The organism is Treponema primitia ZAS-1 (assembly GCF_000297095.1).
In the GTDB taxonomy this organism is placed as follows: Bacteria; Spirochaetota; Spirochaetia; order Treponematales; family Breznakiellaceae; genus Termitinema; species Termitinema primitia_A.
In genome coordinates this window covers 21413-42233 of the sequence record NZ_AEEA01000029.1, presented here as the reverse complement: position 1 = coordinate 42233, position 20821 = coordinate 21413, and the positions used below count along the sequence as shown (strand labels likewise).

Below are 20821 nucleotides of genomic sequence, written 5' to 3'. Positions count from 1 at the left end.
TTGATCCCGGCACAGGGAGTATGCTCTTTTCACTATTAACCGGTTTGGCGGTTACGGTCTTTTTCTTTTTTAAAAATGTTCTTATTAAAATTAAAACCGGATCCCTGTTTAATAAAAACAGTAAACGCAATTCTGAAACCGCTTCAGCAGCCCGGCCTCAGCTGGTTATCTATTCTGAAGGGAAACAGTATTGGAATGTATTTAAGCCGGTACTTGAAGAGCTGATCATCCGGGGGATGCCCTGCGTTTATTACACGAGCGGTGAAGATGATCCGGGCCTGTCGTTTCAAGCGCCGGATAGTTTATTGGAAAAGAAGTTTATCGGGAAGGGAAACGCGGCATACAATTTTTTAAATTTCCTTGAAGCTGATGTCTGCCTTATGACTACCCCCGGCCTTGATGTATTACAGCTTAAACGATCTCCTGGGGTAAGGCATTACGCACATATACTCCACATGGTTACCGACGCAACCACTTACCGCCTCTTCAGCCTGGACTATTACAATTCAGTTTTTTTAACCGGTGAGTATCAAAAGAAGGATATACGGCAGCTGGAGGAACAGCGGGGTACAGCCCGTAAGGAGCTATTTGTTACCGGATGTACCTACCTTGATGTAATGGCGGAACATATAAAAGAATTACCGAAAGAGGGGGACCATAAAAAAACAGTTCTAGTGGCCCCATCCTGGGGGGCAAACGGCATTATGCGCCGTTACGGCTTACGCTTACTGGATCCCCTCGCGAAATCTTCCTACAGAATAATTATCCGTCCCCATCCGCAAAGTATGATTTCAGAAAAAAACACCATAGAAACGCTGCAGAAAAGTTTGGATTCCTATAAAAATGTGGAATGGAATTTTGACGTAGAAAACTTGACAGCCCTGTCCCGCGCCGATGTGCTTATTTCCGATTTTTCAGGGGTGGTGTTTGATTATGTATTTTTATTTGACCGCCCGGTAATTTACCCCCGTTTCGATTTTGATAAACGGCCATACGATTTAGCGGATATCGAAGATGAAGCCTGGACCTTCCGAGCCATACGGAACCTGGGTACCGCGGTAAACGAGGATGATTTTGAGAAAATAGAGGGGTTTCTTGACAGAATTATCGGAGGGGGGGAGAAGAAAGAAATAAGCGGGAAGTTACGGAACGAAGCTTATATGTATCCTGGAGAAGCAGGTAAAAGGGTAGTTGATGCACTTTGCAGCATTTTACAATACCCCCAAGGTATATCTGACGCCAATTGAAAACCGGAAAATGAATTCATGATCCTGCGATGCCTTCCATATCATAATACTATCGGCCACCCCGCTGTCGGAATCGGGGGATGAATTCATAGTTATATCCGCCGGTTTAAGTTTAAGTTTATTGAAAATTCCGCCAAGAGCGGCGGCGGCATAAAAACCCCACGGACCGATATGGCGGGAAGCATTCACCCGGAATTCAAGGCGTTTTTCAAGCTCCGCATCATCCAACAGCCGGGTTCCTCTTTCTCCGCTGGGTATTTTTGACCGTGCGGTATAATCCTGCCAAGGATTGGCCAAGGAGCTGTTCCCGGTAAGGGAGAATTCAAGTTCAGATGTTACCAAAAAACCGGAGAACTTGTTCTGGTAATCCACCTGGAAGGCAATATTGTTTTCTCCGTGTTTATAACCAATCATATTATCTTCGATAAGAATAGAAACCAGATCCCCCGTACTTTCATCATCGTAGTACTGTGCTTCAGGATAGTAGGTGTACCCGTAGGCAGTCCTGACATCATCCCCGGAATACCTGCCTTCCGGTGAGCCTACGGGTTCAAAGGTATATTTAAGAGCGCCGCCGTGGTGAAACCCAAACCGACCGTAGGGTGTATGAAGCCTTCCGCCTAAGGCCCAGGCTGCTTTCCATGGATTATCGGCAAATCCATCGTACAGGAATTTCAGGAACTCAAGGCTAAAATCATCAACCAGCACCTGGGCATAGGCGCTCCATAGGTCCTTTTTATCAATGTCCCAAAAAAGACCGAACATGTTGTTTTCGTTTGAATCCGTGGTCCAGGGGCGTCCGGGGGTGACCTTTACGTATTGTATAAAATATTGGGGAATAGGATTAAGAAAATATTCCAAATCAAATGAGCGTCCGGTATAAACCGCAGCATCCAAAAACCCAAGACGCCAATCCTTCACCTTTACTGCATAAATTTTGTAATTCGCCCCACGGTCGGGGAAACCTATATCTTTAATATTATCATCATCAGGAGAATGAAGGTCATCATAATCAATGGGACCAGCCAGACCATCCGGCTGGTTTTCTTTTCTCCAATGGTATTCATTCCACACAGGACTCGAAACACTATTACGGGAATTCATTTCTATCCACTGGGTCTGGTAGAGAAAGCGCGGTCCGTCATATTTTATATTCAGGGTATTGGTAGAATGACCCAGGGAGTTGATAAACAGGGAGTAGGGTGAATCCACAACATCATAGATCCTGAATCGGCCAAGGTCCGCACTGAAATTCCATAGATTAAAATTGAGCCCCCCTTCATTCATAAAGAAGTAATGCCCCATAAAACTTCCTGCGGGGATCATCACCCGGGATGGTGCGTATTTCTGATCATTTGCCATGGCAAGATCGGCCACTAAGCTAAAATGGCTGGTAACAAAATCCATGCGAATATTATTCGCATTGTAGAAGGATTCCTCCTTAACCCCCAGTTCGACGCCAAAGCCAATGTTCATGAAGTCAATATCCATGGCATCAAAAGCGGGGATCAATACCTTGCGCTTAACATCCGTTTCCGGCGCCTCCTCCGCAATAAGGGACATGCAAATAAACGCTAAAACACACACACTAACAAATACTTTTTTCATCATCTTCCTCTTATACTAATATGTCTTGAAAAAGTGAAGTAAACCGATCTTCAAGACCGTACAATTGATCGCAGTATTGCTCCCAGGCATTCCGGGCGATACGCTGTCGTTCCAGATCATTCCCCAGATAGATTTCTGCCTTTTCTATAATATCCGTTCCATCCCAGTTGGTGGGAACATAGGTTTCGTAGGGAATATACACATTGGGCCAGGTTTTTAGATGGGACATATCGGGTTTTAGAAGCAAGCTGCCGGAAATAATCGCTTCAAAATCCCGGAAGCAGACTTCACCCCAACCGAAGGGAGATAGGGTTATCTTTGCATCCCGCAGTTCCCGGTAATAAACATCCTGTGAAACCATTCCGGTTAAAAAACGTGTATCATCCTTTATTTTTTCAAGGTATAAACGCCGCTGATAAGAGATGGATTCACAGGATACGGGATCGATCCGGGCATGAACTGCAATAGTCCTGACGGAACCTGAAAAATCCGACGGAGCCCTTTGCCCGGGTTTAAAAAACCGCCTCAGATCGGGAAGACCCGCCCGGGCTAATACCGTCCCCATACGCTGGGGCCAATTCCTGCGGGGATAATTACCCACACCGATATTCCAGGAAAGCTCTATTTTTTTAGTATCAGCGGTACTAATAGCCGGGACACACCGGTATTCTCTATCTTTATCATATATGCCATATTTTTGATGATAATAATCGGCAAAAAGATTTTTTGCGTAAAGATCCTTACAATAATTATTTAAATCAAAAAATACCGATTTGTAAAAAAGCCGGTCCACATAGGGAAGCAGATCCAGACGATTGGTACCAGCTTCAGGTTGGCCGTTTAAAAAAACTATGGTTTTATACTTATCCCGTAATCGTCTAATTAGTTCATATTCTCCGTCGATCAAATCCCTGGGGTCTCGATACTGAAAACACCGCTCCATAAAAAGGAGGCTATTTTTATCTTTAGTTAGGCAATATTCAGCCGATTGGGTAAAATGAAACAGGCGGCGGAACTTTTTAATAAAAAAAGGTTCCATGGTATGGAAGAGGGATATACGCTCATAGCAGGCCAAGACAGTAATCAAAAGTAGGTTTTCCCTTGAATTTTGTACCTTAGTCCAAGGTTTAATTCAAAACCAATATCTCCATCATTTACCAATAACGCCGGGGTAAAAGAAAACTGAAGAAATTTCCAGGTATAAGCACAGGGCAGATCCAGGGAGAAAAACCAGTACCGGGATTCATCTGCTACACCGTCATTACTATATCCGGTTGTAACAAGGTTTGCCCCTCGTATTTTTGTTAACAATAATAAATCTGCGCCGATTTCAAAGGAAGGAATATCAGAAATAGTAAAACTGCTTGTTACGCGTCCCCAATACACCCCAGGTCCGTAAGGACTTGTTAAAGGCAGTAGAACTCCGTCATTACTTGGCGAATAACGGTATATTGCCCTTGCAAGATAGACGCCGCCCCAGGGTTTGCCGTCATCGGGTTCACCGTCATAGCCATAATTACCCCAAAGGAAGTGGGTAGCGCCGGCTTCAAACAGGAAATTCGCTTTTAACGCTGGGGTAAGTAAATTATATTCCAGCTGCAAAATTCCTGCGGGTATGGTTGGCACCTCGGAATCATTAATCCCAATAAAATTGGCGTTTATATCGTCAAACCCGACAATTCCTGAAAGGGTTAAGCCGGGGTACAATGCCCATGAAGCATCAAGTACCATATTAAGATTATTGGGACGCACGTCCGCATTATGCCAAATTTGTATTGGAATAATATCGGTCATCAAGAACATATTATTACTGCGGGCGTATACTACAGTTCCCCCAAGCCCTGTCTTTATCTGTCCAAAATTCCATTGAAAGCGATGGGTGGCAGTCAAAATAATAGTAGGATTTTCATCCATCATAAAACCGAAATTTTTGTATGCATCGTAATAATAACCGTTATAACCCCCATTTAGTATATTTTTTCCCTCTAGTTTTTTTGCTCTCCTTGCCTGAATAGTGGAAAGTGAATAGTCCATACTAAAGGGTCCAATGGGAGTAGATATTCTGAGACCGTCTAAATAGGGTAGGGATGCAGAAGGGTAAAGAGTTCCCCCGGGAGTATTTCCAAAGTGAACCTTATCCCGGCCTAAACCAACATTAATATGTTCACCGTTCCAGAAAAGCATACCCCTGTTAAGGATATCGAAATTGATATCCAGCTCGGAATCCGGCGCGGGGAAAAGGAAATTATTCGTCGGATCGTAGTCATCGTACCAGGCCTTGCGCAGGCCTATCTCCCCCTCTACATAAATCCCCGTAAAAGTACCTATCCCAGCATTAAGGTCTAAAATAGGCGGAGCAGAAAGATACTGTCGTTGAAAATCCATGCCATTCTTTACAAGCTCATCATCAGCTAAAACCGAAGCAGTACGAAGACGATGTACATAGGAAGCCGTAAGGTTTCCCTTGAGTGAAATATTATTCTCCTGCTGGTTTTTAAATTCAGCAATTAAACTGTCCAGAAGACGTTGATCCTGTTCTGATGAAAGAGGGGGAAGTTTCTCTGCAATATCCAGAAGGTCACTGCCATGAACTGGGAATGCGCTAAAGGGGAAAACCTTTTTTGCCCTGCTATATAGGTAGCGCAGGGTACGTACCTCCGACGAATCGATAAAGTAGGTTTCTCCAAACGATAATCCTGGTAAAGAAAACCATAGAACAAAAAACAAGATGAATAAATATTTTTTCGGTTTCATACGACTTTCCTTAAAGTATATTAAATAATATCACTTTTTCACTATATTTCGTATTACAGAAAAAATGCCATTAAAAAACACTTTTACAGGCGGATTAAAGCAAAAATAAAGTTTTATTTTCTCAAAAAGATAAAAAAACTGTCCAAACCGCCCACAAAAATGAACTACCTGAGGGAAAACTTGTTCCCCTTTTTTTATAAAAAAGGCAAAACCTTTGATGGAATCCAGACGAATGTGATCCGCCCCTATGAGGGTACGGGAAAACCGGCCATGATCCGCATAGGGCGTTTCTCCCTGTTTTGCCAGGGCTATAGCAAAATAGGGCTCATCGGGAAGCATCTTCTCTCTGAAGAAGGGTACCGCAAGTTCATCATGGTTTTGCATATAATCATTTGCCGTATCAAAAACTGCTTTAGATTTTTCCCCGGTATCAAATAATAGCATACCGCTGTTAAGCTTCGGTATCCAGGGCAGGGATAATTTGTCCATTATTTTTTCTATATCAAAATACCATTCCCCATTTTTTATCAGTTCCCCGGTATACGCAAAAGAACGGTCTTCTAGAACTTCCCAATAGGAATCTATACCAGTCATCACCAGAGAATCGGCGTCCAGATAGAGGGTCTTTTCAAAGGGTGTATACCTATGCAGCATAGTTTTGGCGGCAAAGGGATCTCCATACTCTGGGTTATAGGGAATCAGGATATCATAATAACCGGAAAGCAGGGTAGGGTTGTCGGTAATGACCGCCCGGACAGTGTGGGGTGTATGCAGCATACAGGAATAGGCCAGGTACTTTGCCTGGGTGATGTATTTTTTGCCGATAGCAATGGTTAGGAGACCTTTTTTTATTTTAGCCATGGTGTTTACTTGAATTTTTATCTGATTTTTGGAATTAATATTTTAAAAGTATTATTTTCCCATATCTGACTATAACCCTTATCTTGTCCGTATTAGCGGGTTCATTCCGGCTAACTCCTTCACTTTTAGGCCATGTTGTACTTCTCATCTGAACTTTCGCTAATACAGCAATGGGTAATTTTTTACATTCCATTTGGGCTTTCTGTATTTAAGACCTGCAATAATTGCATTGTCCAGACTGCTGTTTTTTCGTAAATTTACACCAATAAACTGATAATTTGATAATATTTCTTTAAGAATAACATCCCAGCTTTTGTCGGGACTTTCATCATTAACAAGAATAATTTCATATTCAAATTCCTTTAAAGCATCTTTAAACTGACGAATAAGTTCGGGTAGAATATTTTCGCTGTTATAAACTGGAACTCCGACACTTATGTCCATATTAAAATCCTTTTATCATTCACTAATTTTTACTAGTTTGTTTTAAAATCTTTGTATTGCAATTCACGCCAATTCTTCTGATCAAAAATAGGATTATGCACGTAAAAAAACTTAGAATTGTCCTGTAATAAGGTATTGCCGGTATAGAAGGAAGTATTAGTATATCCTTCCGTAAATATATAGATGCCATCTTTCTTGTCAGGCTCCAAAGCTCTTTTTGTAAATGGATTTATGGGATTTTCAATAATATCTTTTGTTGCCAATAATGGCACGTCCGCATTTGTCATAAAGTCGTTATTTGTTTTCAAATCATCCTTATCGGAAAAATCTTTAATCAAAAGTATGGGATTATAAGGAATTACATAGTCATTTTGGAATGATGTAAAATCCGGGTTAGTTAATCCTCCGTCGCCATGATCGGATACAATAATTATACGGGTATTATCCCAAACCCCATTTTGTCGGAGATAGTCAAACCACTTTGCTAAAAGAATATACGAAGCGCTATTTGTATGATAATATTTAAAGGAAATTAGATTTCCAAAAATATTCCTACCATGGTTTATTATATCTTTTTCGGCGGAATAATCCGGATACTGCAAATAAACAGCATCATGGGTTAGATTGTTTACTAAAATAGAAAATGTATTATCGTTTTCCGTTATATTTGTTATCTGTGGTAAGTAAAATAATGATGCATAATTACTAATGGTTGAAAGTGGAATTCCCGAATCAGTAGAAAAATCAGCAGTACTCCAATAATTTCCATTTTGATAGAGAAAATCACGTAGAATGTAGGGTGATGCTTCAAGTATGGCAAATGGTAATATATTACGATTTAATAACTGTGCAATTTGAGTTATTTCAATATATTCATCAAGTCCCATTATATCATGAATATATTTTTTAATGTATGCAGTGGAAATATTCTGAGCTTTTATCCCCCTTTGTGTAAAAAAATCGGGATTCATTGGAGATTCATAATTTACATATGGCATATCAGTTACGGTTATATTAAAACCATGTTGTTTGAATAATTTGGGAAGCACTAACATGGATTCATTATGTTTATCCTTCATTTTCTCGCTGTTTCTTTCATTCATGTTTATCGGAGTATATTCATATCCGCCAAAAAGAGGCGGTGTTCCAAAAAGAGTTCTACGGAAAAAAGAAAGGGTATTTGGATAATAGGTAAATCCTGAAAAACTTTGCCTAAATTCCGGTCTTTCTTCCAGGAATATAGGAAAATATGAACTTATGGCGGTGTCCAACATGATAATAAAGACATTCTTCCCTGTCTTACCCAAAGTAAACACGGGAGAAATTATGTCATTAGTATCGTTAGAAATGGCATTATTGGTTATTTGATTTTGAAATTCAATATCATGATCAATAACAGTCTTAATTTGAAAAAGTTTACTCGTACATAGGAATATATTTCCTAGAATACAAATACTTAATAATCCAGATATTAATTTTGTTTTTTTAAAAACGAATAGCAAAGATAATAATATAGAGGTAATAACACAAGCTAAAATATTTACTAATTGTCTTGATAGAGATCCTGCAAGGAATATGCCGTCACGGAGTTGAAAATTCAGTGATTGAGATATTATACCATAATTACCGCTAAAAACAAAGAAATTTAAAAATGAACAGATAACCAATAAAGGAAATAATACGGACAGGACAATTTTAATTTTATTAGATGCAAGAAAAAATAAATACAATGGCCAAAATACTAATAAGCCAATGGCCTGTATAGCAGGAGATACAAGAAGAGAAAAAGGACTCGATATTTTAGGAATTGATGCAAATTGCACAGGATCTGAAGCAACAAGGTTAAAGGGTATAAAACATCCGATAAATAAACAAAGATTGACGCATGATAGTATCATTATATTCTTCGTATCTTTCAAATTAACAGAAAATAATCCGCTCCATTTTTTAACAGCACATTTTACGAAAAATAAATATAATGGTATGCCGGTAAATACAATAAATACAATAGCTGAAAAAAATTTATTTCTAAAGGCACGCATTGGATTGTTGTAACGAAAGAACAATACATAGACCATGAAAGCACCGCATAAAACACAGCCGATAGCATAAAGAATTTTAAGGGGGTTTTTAATTTTAAATAAGATATTCTTTACTAAAGAAAAAATATTATTCATTGTCCAATATAAAACAAGGCCAGATGGTGAATTATATAAGAGCACTAAAAAAATAAGAGACATTAAAAGAAGTTGAATCTTTTCTTTTTTTGCAAATCCTTTGGCGTAAACAAGACCAGAAATTATATTTATAATAGTCATTAAAATCGGTAATATATTAATTGAAAAATTATTTATGGAAAAAAGAGCATCCGGAGTACTTAAATCACTTATCAAAAATAACGATTTACCGGTTAATGAATCCAAGTGGGACAAAAAAGAATAAGCGGCGATAAAAAATGGTATTTGTATCAATAAACTCAAAGAACTACGCAGAGCCATTATAGGGTGATAATGATGCTCCTTATAATGCATTGCCAGGATCATGTATTGTTCATCACCCTTAAAATATTTTTTTATATCCGCAATGCGGCTTGCCATTTTCTTTTGTATATCCCGTTCAACCTGCTGTAACTGTTCAGCCTTAGCATATAATGGCAGACATAGTAAATTAACTGTAATACTGAGTCCTGCAAGGGAAATACCGATATTTTCCTTAAAAAGAGATATAGATAATACCGCATAAATAGACTCAAGTAATAATTTTACTGGATAAATTATTATGTTAAAAAGGATGTTTAACATGATGCTTTGATACGCTCCTTTGTTAAAACCAGGAAATCCACCGATCTCTCCCCGCTCTCTCCGATATACTGCCATGCAGTTTCTTTTGCGGTTTTTCTCGCCGCTGTTAATTTTTCATTTTCAGAGGCGTTCTTTATTATATCTACTATATTTTCTAAATCATCTTTTTTTAATTCTGTTCCAAATAATTTTATCATTTCAAATTTTTTGGGAATATGATCTAAGTCTGCCGCATCATACATTTTAATATTAAAATATGCGTTTGAATATATTACTGGCTTATTAAAAAGAAAAATATAGTCAAAAATAATTCCGGAAAAATCGGAAAACATTACATCTGCCCTTGCTAAGGAAATAATATTTTCCGGATTATAATCCCAAATGATATTTTTTGAATTTTTATACTTTTCTTCGAGCCTCAAGAGCATTTCCCCTTCGTTTTTCTTAGATTGTGGGTGAGGTCTGATAATAATTTTCCATCCAGTATCCAAAAGCGGATTAATAAGCTTTTCGCCAAAAATATTTAGCAGCGATCCTGGTCCCCAGGAAGGGGAAATAAGCACGGTAAATATATGATTTTTTTCAACTGGTACTTTTCTTATTTTCTCATTATAAATATCAAGATATGTACTTCCAACTACTTCGAGTTCTTTATGTTTTGTCGATCGTATTTTTTCTAATTTCCTTATATCGCTAATCTGATAAGTACCGCTTAATAAAATTGAATCAAACCAATCAATGCCAAACAAACGATAGCAAGTAGCATCTCCGGTATCATGAAGTATATGTGAATAATGTTTAACGCCCTTGGATCTCTTAATTTGAAATACCTCTATACCAGGGGTTGTCATGAGGCATATATCAGCTTCAAGAAAATTTAATCGCGCAAAAGCCCTGTTACCTGTGCCTATATATTCGGCTGAAATAAATTTATATTGTTCTTTAAAGACAGGATCATCTTTGGCAGATGTTAAATATAAAACTTTTTTCTCTTTTTTTTCAAATGCGTCAAGAATTGGCTTAAACACATTCCAATATTGAATACCCTCATTGTAAATTACATATTCGTTTTGATTATTCGAATAATTTTTATTATTCCCGATAAAAAAATATTTTATTTTAATTATCAATGTTCTAAAAAAAAATAAAGAACTGCGGCAAGACCTATAAAAAGAGAAAAAAGCATGCTTCCGGTTCCAGGATCAATATATAATAAGAGCATTTTTGCTTATCCTTTTTTTCATTTATTCATCCTAATCTAACCTTTATTTACACGCTCTCATAGTATTTTCAAATTGCTCTGCCCAGTCGAAATGATGAACCGCAGCTCTTTCTCCGCATAACTTTCTGATATGCATATAAAAAGATGTGTCTTTTATGCATCGTTCAATCCTATCGGCAATTTGCAGTATATTTCCGGATTCAAACAGTAATTCAGGATAATGAAGCAGATCCGGGACCCCGCCGACTTCAGAGGCTATTACCGGACATCCTGAATGAAGAGACTCAAGTACCGTATTTGGAAAAGCGTCATAAAGGGTAGGATATACCATCAAATCAGAATTGATAAGATAGGGGAATGGGTCTTTAAAACCATCTATTGAAATTAATTCTTCGATATTCAATTTTTTTATAAGATTTTCTGTTGGATCAATATTTTCAAGACGACCAAGAATACGGCAATGAAGAAAATCATATCCTTTATTTTTTAAAATACTAAGGGCTTTCAATAAATCCCATAATCCTTTACTTGCAGAAAGAGAACCGACATAAAGAATATTTTTAACTTGTGATGACGTATTTTTGTTTTCATATTCTAAAGTACACCGTGGTAAGCCTATGTTTCCAGGGATAACAACCGTCTTTAACTCGGGACATCTGGTTCTTTGAACAAAACGTTTCATATCTGCACTATTTTGAAAGGAAATACGTTCTGCATATCGGGCAACCTGTTTTTCTCTGAAACGGTTTATTGGTTCATAGAGTAGTGAAAATAGATATTCCTTTAAAGACATACCTCCACTTGCCCGCAAGATATGTGCACGATCTATATCATTACAACGGAACCCATAAAACAACGGAAGCCGTAATTCCATTCTTAAATACAATGCAACTTTTAAATGGGTATCTCCGAATATCTGAATAAAATCTATAGGAAAAAAATTATTTACGTTTAGTTCTTTCTTAATACTCGCTATATTTTTTTTTACATTTTTTTTAAAAAGATATGAGGCTGGAGGAAATCGATGACGGATATATTTTATAGGTATTTTAACCACGGTAAAATAACGAGGTGTGTAATCGAGAAAACTGTTTATAATAACAAAAACCCTGTTGCCCCGTTCTGCAAGGGCTTCCATGAGTTCTAAATATCGTCTATTTCCCCCTGTTCTAATTTGGTTTAGTAAATAAATTCCAAGTATATTCATTATAATATTTTGATTATTCCTTATTTAAATAAAATGATTTATACCAGGTAACAAAATGTTTGATCCCTTCCCGTATACTGGTTTGTGGACGGTATCCTGTATCCTGTTCAAGGGCATTGCAGTCGGCCCACGTGGCAGGAACATCCCCGGGCTGTATGGGCAGCATATTTTTTTTCGCTTCCATACCTAATTCTTCTTCCAGGGCGTGAATGAAATCCAGTAAACGCACCGGGGCGCCGTTGCCTATGTTGTACACCCGTGCAGGAGCCGGACCTTGTCCGCTCCGAATTCCGTCCCAGTCAGGGCAACCACGGGGTATACAGGACATAATTCGGGTAATACCCTCAACAATATCATCCACGTAAGTAAAATCCCTCTGCATATTACCATAATTAAAAACGTCTATAGGTTTACCTTCAAGGATTGCCTTTGTAAACAGAAAAAGCGCCATATCCGGTCTACCCCAGGGACCATATACCGTAAAGAAACGCAGTCCTGTTGTTGGTATGCCATACAAATGTGAATAGCTATGGGCCATAAGCTCGTTACAGCGTTTGCTTACCGCATAGAGACTGGCAGGATGATCCGCAGCGCCGGTTTCTGAGAAAGGCTGGATGGTATTAATACCGTACACAGAACTGGAAGATGCATATACCAGATGTTTTACCGGAAAAGCCCGAGCAGCTTCAAGAATATTTAAGAACCCCTGTATATTGCTTGCTATATAAACATCCGGATTGGTAAGGGAATACCGTACTCCGGCCTGAGCGGCGAGGTTTACAACAGTATCAAATAATTCTTTTTTGAAAAGAGCTTTTATCCCTTCCGAATCAGTCAAATCAATACGTACAAAACTAAGATTGGGATGAATGGAAGATGTGATTTTTTGAAATCCCTTTCCGTGTTCCGCCGCATCCTGCGGCACATTTAACCCCAACTGCGCAAGTCGCCCATATTTTACCCGAATATCATAATAATCGTTTATTATATCAAGCCCTACGATTTCAATGTCCTTCTTTACAAGACGCATCGCAAGGTGAAAACCGATAAAGCCCGCCATTCCTGTTATAAGAATTTTCATGCATCAGTATCCTTATTATTATTTTTTCGCTTAATTTTTTTTACTATATCCTTACGGCGCCACCAGATTTTTTCCATCACCTTAAAGACAGCATGGAAATAAATAGACATTTTACCTAATAGTGATATTGGAACAATAAACGAATATTCCCGGCATATATCTCCGCCAAATTCTTCTTTAAAATGATTTATTAATAATCGCTCTGTAAGTATTTTACCGCCATACCAGCCGCCAAAATCATAGCATGATAGACCATCATTTTTAAAATGCAGTATATCATCCCAATGTAAAAAACGATTTGCCCGCCCAATGAGATTTCGATATTCAGAATCTTCACTTGCACGAAAATGGGACGCCGATTGATGCAGCCGCACCGTATTATCCGATATTATATAGGCATGCATTGCCAATAGGGTATCATCCTTAATGGCGCTCCGTATGCATAAAGTTCCATTTTCATAAAATTGTTTAAGATCGGAAAAGTGTATTTTGGATCTGTTTTTTGAACCGGCAAAAGTATTAAAAAAATCCATATATTGGAATAATTTTTCTTTATTCTTTTCATTTTTTTCTAAGTGGGTAACACATTGTATATCATCCCGTTCATTTGCCCGGTTAATTTTATACCGGGCATTCTTATGTATAAGCGATAATAATTCTGCTTCGGTTTTCGTTAAATCCGAAACAATGGTAAACCTTTCTTCAATAGAAACAGCTTTGAGATGTTTCTCCCGGGTAAATTTATATATAAAAACATCTGTTTTTTTATCGGGTAATTCAGAAAGATTGTACCAAATTTCAGCGATCTTTACACCGTTTTTCTTACGGTAATATATCATTCCCAGCTCCGTTATACAGTGGATAGTAAATATCTTATAATCGTTTATCTATCATTTCTCTAGGCCAAAATCCTTTTACATCGTAGACGATACCCTTCGGGATAAGTATGTTTCTGGGATTAATGGTTTTAAATTCGCGGTGAGCTACCGTCAGCATACAGGCATCATATACGGCGCTGCCAGAAGGTTCAGGCAGGGCGGCCAATATGTCAATGCCATATTCAGCGGTAACCTCTTTTGCATCCGCCCAGGGATCATATACAGAAACAATACATCCATATTCCAATAATTCCTGGATAACATCAATGACACGGGTATTACGAATATCCGGACAGTTTTCCTTAAAAGTAATACCTAAAATAATAATCCTTGCTCCGGACACGTTTATTCCGCGGCGTATCATCATTTTTATCAGATCCGATGCGACATAGATTCCCATATTATCATTTAGGCGCCGGCCTGCTAAAATTACTTCGGGATGATATCCTATTTCTTGGGCTTTATAGGTTAAATAATAGGGATCAACACCAATACAATGCCCACCGACTAATCCCGGCTTAAAGGGCAAAAAATTCCATTTTGTTTCAGCTGCTTCCAATACTTCAGTTGTATCTATGCCCATACGTGCAAATATAATCGCAAGTTCATTCATGAAGGCAATATTCAAATCACGCTGGGTGTTTTCTATAACCTTTGCGGCTTCAGCTACTTTTATGGATGAAGCGCGATACGTTCCCGCGCTAATTACGGAAGCGTAAATCCTGTTAATAAATTCAGCGGCTTCCGGAGAGCTCCCACTGGTAACTTTAACAATTTTATCCACCGTATGTACGGTATCACCGGGATTAATACGCTCGGGGCTATATCCAACAAAAAAATCCTTATTAAATACAAGGGAACTTTCTTTTTCCAAGATAGGAACACAGACCTCCTCTGTACATCCGGGATATACGGTAGATTCGTATACAACCACAGCGTCTTTTTTCATCGTCTGTCCAACCGTAGCAGATGCGCCTGTTAAAGGAGTGAGATCCGGTGTATTATTACGGGTTATCGGGGTTGGGACCGCAACGATATACACATCTGCGCCAATGATGCGTCCTTTATCTGATGTAAAGGATATATTTTTGCTTACCGAATGTAAATCATCACTTGTAATTTCACCGGTTTTGTCATAACCATCATTTAATTGATTTACCCTAACTTTATTTAAATCAAAACCAGTCACCTGATATTTATGGGCAATGCGAACCGCTAAAGGAAGTCCAACATAACCAAGTCCTATAATAACAATTGATGGTTTCTCTATAAATGGCATAAAAACTCCTAATTGAATGGACACAATATCCTAGTTTTGATATCACGTAATATAAAATGCTTTGAATAATTAACAGTATGTGTACAAACTGCATGAGAACTTCGTTCAGGTAAAATAGTATTTATTTTTTTTTCTTTATATGAAAATGTATCTAGCTGTAAAATTTCATTAATATTAACTTCCGTGCCATAATTCTTTACACAATTTTGAGCTGAACGATTGAGTTTTCCGGTATTTTTGTTCAAACAAATAGCCCCAGCCAGGCGACTATTACTCAAATTTGAGCAAATAGGATTTTGTGGATGTGGAATCCAATTATCGGAAGGGAATGTATCTGAATAGAAAAGAGATAAATTTTTATTCCGCAAATACGATTTTATACCAATACTAGTAAAAAGCCACCAATAGGAATCATAATAAAAAACAGTAGAATCAACTGCCTCAATATTTTTCATTAACGTTTTTTCATAGTTCCATGCATAGGGAAAATTGGTTGCTTTGTATAAATCAATGGTTTTATTTTCATGCGTTTCAGGTATCATATACCAAATAGTTTGGTCATTTTCAATCACAGTAAAAACATTTGGAAAAGAAAGGTGGTAATCCTTTTCTAATATTTGTACAAAGGATGAATAAGTTAAATCAGGATATAATTCTATAAAACCCAGAGTTCCGTTATTTGATCCTATTTGCTGTTCTACAAAAATATAAGTCTTATTATTATATTCAATAGGGAATGGATCCGCCCAGATGTAATTTTTAGGAGGTACAATTGGTTTGATAATAGTACCTTCAAGATTGCAAACTAGTAATGACCATTGTTCGTAAAAAAGTATTCTAATTAGTTTTTGCTTTATCCGTTTGAATACCATTTAGTGCTTTCTTAATTTTCTTAATAATTTGTATACTATCCCACCATAGGGAATAATTTTATTAGTGATTCTTTCAAATTGTAATACCTCATTCTCACTTAAAGCCCATAATGGTCTTCTGGGAAAAATTTTCAATTCACCATATCTTTCTTTTATTCGAGGAAATATATCAGGAGGGATAGTATAATAATTTTCTTTTAGTAAGTCAGAAAATAGCTTTCCGTTTATATTATTTTGATCCGCATCCCTCCAGGAAGCTGCAAAATGATGACATAGGCAAGTATTTGTACTAAAAACAGATACCATCATTTCATTATTATAATTCGAAAGAGGAGAAAAATAATCCTGGGGATAAATTTTAATTTTGTTTATAATCATTGGGTTTTGTTTTCCGCGAAAGTGACCTTCGATACTAAGAGAACAATTATCTGTTTCTTCAAGGCTACGTAAATAAAGATTTACCAGATCAGGAATGGGAAATTTCTTTATAACGTATCGCAGGGGAGTTGAGAAAGCTGTTTCATACAAATTCATTAAAAATGAGAGAACTTCATGTGTTGTCCCGCATTTTACACCCATTGAATGGGCAGTCAAGTCTCCATCCCGCTCACTTTCAATGCCAATAAAAAGGGTATACTCTTCTGTTTTCTGAGCTTCTTCATAAATATTTCGAAAAACATTACCATCTAATATTTCAATATCCGCATCAAGATATACTCCGCCATATTTCTCTAATAACCAGCATCGAAAATAATCACTTAAATAAGCATGGTTTTTTGTTTTGGTCATATATGAAGTATATGCATTTAAATCAAGGGGCAAATTATTTTTATCCCAAAACATTATCTCAAAATCAGGCAGCTGTTTTTTCCATGTTTCAAGATATGACAAAAATGGATCGGGACCATTATCAAAATTGAAAAATATCCTATGAATTATTTTTTTCATAAATAGTTATTATCCGTGTTTAAGAAGTGCTTTTAGACTTTGCTTAATAAATTTATAATTGTTTCTTAAAAGATAACATAATTTTGGATTCAAAGATAACAAAACTAATATTTTATTTCTTATTGGATAAGAGAAATCAAATAAAATATGCATCACATTGTCTTTTACAAATCTTGTTAATGTTTTACATGATTTGTTAATATAATCATTTACTGAAATATAATACAGAATTAATTCACTAGCATCATTGACTTTTCTGGTTATTATTATCTTTCTAATTTTTTTATTAGTTTCGATCTTTAGCATTTTTTCATAGACTAAAAACGCAGTTTTTACATCTTCTGTTAAACCTTTTTGGTTAGTAACTGAATCAGGATTATTAATGAAATAATTATAATATGCATGTGGCGAATAAATTATTTTTTTGGCATATCTTAGAACTTCATAATATAGTAATAGATCCTGCCCCTTTTTAATTTTATCATCAAACTGAATATTACATTCCTTGAAAAAATACGAACTAAATATCTTATCAGTAACAACTCTGGAAATATCCTGCTTTAACATTGCATAAATTGCATTTTGGCCATCATAAAGAGTTTCAACCTTTCTTCTCTCAGATATTACCCCAATGTCATCATCAGATGTTACTCTTTTTCGGCAACATGCAGAAATATCTGCGGAATATTTTTTTGCATTCTCATATAAGAATTGAAACATTTCAAGTTCGCACCAATCATCCGCATCAATAAAACCAATCCATTCCCCCTTTGCTATATTCAACCCTGCATTTCTCGCAGAAGATCTACCGCTATTCTTTTGATGAATAACAAATATCCTGCTATCTCTAACGGCATATTCATCACATATATCAGAGGATTTATCTGGGGATCCGTCATCGACAAGGATACATTCAAAATCAGTAAATGTCTGCGACAAAATACTGTCAACACATTTTTGGAGATATTTCTCAGCTTTATAAATGGGAATAATTATTGAAATTATAGGCATAAATATTACCTTTTTTCTTATTCAAAATCAAATAAATTGTTAGAAGGATTATATGAATTGATTTCTTCAATAACATTGGGGTTATACATAATAATTACCATATCCGGCATATTTTTCTCAATATAAGTTTTTATGCTCCCGTCAAAACTTCTCAAGTCAACAAAATCAACATTTTTTATAGAAAGCGATAAAAAAGGAGGAATGTACCGCCCAAAGGATTCTACAAGAAATAATATTTTTTTATCAATATTCACTAAATTATTGGTTATAGTAACAATTGGGTTACGTTCATAACAAAATGCACCATAGGGATCAGAATTATAATAATCAAGATTTTTAATACGATCATAATCATAAAATATGTCAAATGACCCCTGTTTATTAATATTTCGCGATGGAATTTTAAATATAAAATCCGTATTAAAAATCGGGTAAATTAAAGTAATGTCTTCTGGGGCAGCTCTTGCCAAAGTAACTTTTCGTCCGTATGATCCCAAAAACCAATCATTATAAATATCATAGGTAAAATTATCAGGGTCATAGATATTATAGCCGATTTCAAAATCATTATTTAGATTTAAATATTCACTAAGTATACCAGTAACCCAGAGGGCAGTTTTTGCCTTCCAATGGGGATCTGTCTTGTAAAACAAATTGTGATGGTCTAAATTTTGCTTGAGTATATATTCTCGCAAGTCAAGAATAGGAACATTTTCTTGAGATAATGCATACAACAGATTATCTGCATTTTTATTTGAGAAATCTGTGTTTATATTATCTTTTTTGCTGATTTTGGAAGGGATTTGTACATACAAAAAATCAATATTCAGACCATTCAGGAATTGATTAAAATTACTTAACTCCACTGCATGAGGGGAAATATTTTTGATTTCATCTACACTCTCAGAGAGCCATCCATCACCTAAATCAAATATTGTTTCATGCAAAGGCCAGCCAAGAAATTTCTCATATTGGGCAGCATATTCTGCCATCTTTTCATGATAAATTAAAAGATTATTTGTGTACTCTACAATATTTTCTTCAATATTATTAATATTATTTTTCACTTTATCAGGAATACTTATTTTTGAAACTTTATTAAAGGTATTTTCAAATGGATATAATTCAGCCCATTTTATATTTTCATTTTTATTTGAAAATACTTCAGCAAAAACATCTGATCGATCAAAAAACACCATATGTGTAAAGGCATTATCAATATGAAACATTTTTAAAAGAAATATATTAGTACCAAAACGTAATAATATTGTAGACATGAAAAATATTATGATGAAGATGCATATTCTTACGATTATTCGTTTCATTAAAAATTAAAATAAATAAAAGGATTGTATGTCGATTTAATGCATATTAAAAGAGAAAGAATGAATACGAAAATTAAACCTACTGAGGATACACATTTATATATATTCGCATTTTTTAAAAACTTTTTCTTTAATAGAGAAGCAATCGGTGTCGATAATAATATTCCGATTAATAAAATTACTTTTCCAAATTTAAAATATAAAAAAAATATTTCATCGGTTAATCCGATCGAACCAAACCAAAACATCGCACTTAAATATTGTCTGGCCAGGCTTATACTTTCTGAACGAAATAACACCCAGCCTATAATCACGAAAAATAAGGTATATATATGGGAAAAAAATCCTATATGTTTTTCAAACCCTACAAATCGCTCTGTTATAAGTAATAGAAAATAAAACAAACCCCAGGCAATAAATGTCCAATTGGCTCCATGCCATATTCCTGTTAATAGCCATACAATAAAAAGGTTAAATACAAGCCGTTTTTTTGATACCCGGTTTCCTCCCAAAGGAATATACACATAATCACGAAACCAGGTACTCAAAGATATATGCCATCTTCTCCAGAAATCGGTAATTGAATTTGCTACATACGGGTAATTAAAATTTTCATGAAAATGAAACCCAAACATCATTCCTAGACCGATTGCCATATCAGAATATGCTGAAAAATCAAAATAGATTTGTAGGGTATATGAAATTGCCCCAAGCCAAGCGGATGCAACCGATAAATTTCCATTCAATAAAAATATTTTATCGGCTATAAACCCGGCATAATTAGCAATAAGCATTTTCTTGCCTAGACCTATTATAAACCGTGCCATACCATCGGTAAACTCTTCCGGTTTCTCAATGCGATTATTGATCTCTTCAGCGACAGTTTCATAACGTACAATAGGTCCAGCAATAAGTTGCGGAAACATTGAAATATATAAGGTTGTATTAATAATGTCTTTTTGTACCGTTGCTTTTCGATAATAAACGTCTAATACATAAGAAATCATCTGGAAAGTAAAAAAAGATATCCCTATGGGCAAGGTAATATTGATTAAAATTTTATCATTTCTTAGAAGGAATCCGATATTTTTTGTAACAAATGACAAATATTTAAATATAAAGAGAATGCTTATATTAACAATAAGCGCAAATAACATAAAAGTTTTACGTTTATTAAGGTTCTCTTGCCTATCCATTATAATAACTAAAATCCAATTAATAGCTATGGATATGATCATAATAAAAACAAATAATGGTTCGCCCCATGCGTAAAAAAGCAAACT

General features: G+C 36.1%; 17 protein-coding genes. 1 reads left to right on the top strand and 16 read right to left on the bottom strand.

Annotated elements, in window-relative coordinates; translation table 11 throughout:
- Positions 1–20 precede the first annotated feature (20 nt).
- Positions 21–1247 (top strand): CDP-glycerol glycerophosphotransferase family protein, encoded by a 1227-nt coding sequence (locus TPRIMZ1_RS0104105; protein WP_232616735.1) that lies wholly within the window; start codon positions 21–23, stop codon positions 1245–1247.
- On the opposite strand, the gene TPRIMZ1_RS20675 is transcribed toward TPRIMZ1_RS0104105, so the two are convergent.
- From TPRIMZ1_RS20675 to TPRIMZ1_RS0104025, 16 genes are all read right to left on the bottom strand, one after another.
- Positions 1212–2858, bottom strand: coding sequence for a hypothetical protein (locus TPRIMZ1_RS20675; RefSeq protein ID WP_198429897.1), 1647 nt, complete (start codon positions 2856–2858; stop codon positions 1212–1214). The two genes, TPRIMZ1_RS0104105 and TPRIMZ1_RS20675, sit on opposite strands and share 36 nt — an antisense overlap.
- A gap of 7 nt (positions 2859–2865) precedes the next feature.
- Positions 2866–3798 (bottom strand): glycosyltransferase, encoded by a 933-nt coding sequence (locus tag TPRIMZ1_RS0104095; protein ID WP_232616734.1) that lies wholly within the window; start codon positions 3796–3798, stop codon positions 2866–2868.
- A gap of 140 nt (positions 3799–3938) precedes the next feature.
- Positions 3939–5609: a hypothetical protein gene (locus TPRIMZ1_RS0104090; protein WP_010255505.1), complete on the bottom strand. Its 1671-nt coding sequence runs from the start codon at positions 5607–5609 to the stop codon at positions 3939–3941.
- A 30-nt stretch (positions 5610–5639) separates the two neighbouring features.
- Positions 5640–6470 (bottom strand): hypothetical protein, encoded by an 831-nt coding sequence (locus tag TPRIMZ1_RS0104085; protein ID WP_010255503.1) that lies wholly within the window; start codon positions 6468–6470, stop codon positions 5640–5642.
- A 159-nt stretch (positions 6471–6629) separates the two neighbouring features.
- A complete protein-coding gene (locus tag TPRIMZ1_RS0104080; RefSeq protein WP_010255499.1) occupies positions 6630–6914 on the bottom strand; it encodes a glycosyltransferase in 285 nt (94 codons plus the stop codon).
- A 32-nt stretch (positions 6915–6946) separates the two neighbouring features.
- On the bottom strand, positions 6947–9715 hold the full coding sequence (gene yidC / locus TPRIMZ1_RS0104075; RefSeq protein WP_010255496.1) for a membrane protein insertase YidC: 2769 nt from the start codon (positions 9713–9715) through the stop codon (positions 6947–6949).
- Complete coding sequence (locus TPRIMZ1_RS18435; RefSeq protein ID WP_332829109.1) at positions 9709–10743, bottom strand: CDP-glycerol glycerophosphotransferase family protein; 1035 nt, start codon at positions 10741–10743, stop codon at positions 9709–9711. Before TPRIMZ1_RS18435 ends, yidC begins: the two co-directional genes overlap by 7 nt.
- A 237-nt stretch (positions 10744–10980) precedes the next feature.
- Entirely contained in the window at positions 10981–12144 is a 1164-nt protein-coding gene (locus TPRIMZ1_RS0104065) for a glycosyltransferase family 4 protein (protein WP_010255487.1), read from the bottom strand.
- Between the two features lie 13 nt (positions 12145–12157).
- Positions 12158–13225 (bottom strand): NAD-dependent epimerase, encoded by a 1068-nt coding sequence (locus TPRIMZ1_RS0104060; protein WP_010255484.1) that lies wholly within the window; start codon positions 13223–13225, stop codon positions 12158–12160.
- A complete protein-coding gene (locus TPRIMZ1_RS0104055; RefSeq protein ID WP_010255482.1) occupies positions 13222–14064 on the bottom strand; it encodes a hypothetical protein in 843 nt (280 codons plus the stop codon). The genes TPRIMZ1_RS0104060 and TPRIMZ1_RS0104055 overlap by 4 nt, the downstream gene beginning before the upstream one ends.
- 34 nt (positions 14065–14098) lie before the next feature.
- On the bottom strand, positions 14099–15382 hold the full coding sequence (locus TPRIMZ1_RS0104050) for a nucleotide sugar dehydrogenase (RefSeq protein ID WP_010255481.1): 1284 nt from the start codon (positions 15380–15382) through the stop codon (positions 14099–14101).
- 8 nt (positions 15383–15390) lie between these two features.
- Entirely contained in the window at positions 15391–16254 is an 864-nt protein-coding gene (locus TPRIMZ1_RS0104045) for a hypothetical protein (protein ID WP_010255480.1), read from the bottom strand.
- Complete coding sequence (locus TPRIMZ1_RS0104040) at positions 16255–17202, bottom strand: glycosyltransferase family 32 protein (protein WP_010255479.1); 948 nt, start codon at positions 17200–17202, stop codon at positions 16255–16257.
- A 9-nt stretch (positions 17203–17211) separates the two neighbouring features.
- Positions 17212–18213 (bottom strand): glycosyltransferase family 2 protein, encoded by a 1002-nt coding sequence (locus TPRIMZ1_RS18430; protein WP_010255478.1) that lies wholly within the window; start codon positions 18211–18213, stop codon positions 17212–17214.
- 17 nt (positions 18214–18230) lie between these two features.
- Positions 18231–19490 (bottom strand): alginate O-acetyltransferase AlgX-related protein, encoded by a 1260-nt coding sequence (locus TPRIMZ1_RS0104030; RefSeq protein ID WP_026043509.1) that lies wholly within the window; start codon positions 19488–19490, stop codon positions 18231–18233.
- A 47-nt stretch (positions 19491–19537) separates the two neighbouring features.
- A complete protein-coding gene (locus TPRIMZ1_RS0104025; RefSeq protein WP_198429896.1) occupies positions 19538–20734 on the bottom strand; it encodes an MBOAT family O-acyltransferase in 1197 nt (398 codons plus the stop codon).
- Positions 20735–20821 lie beyond the last annotated feature (87 nt).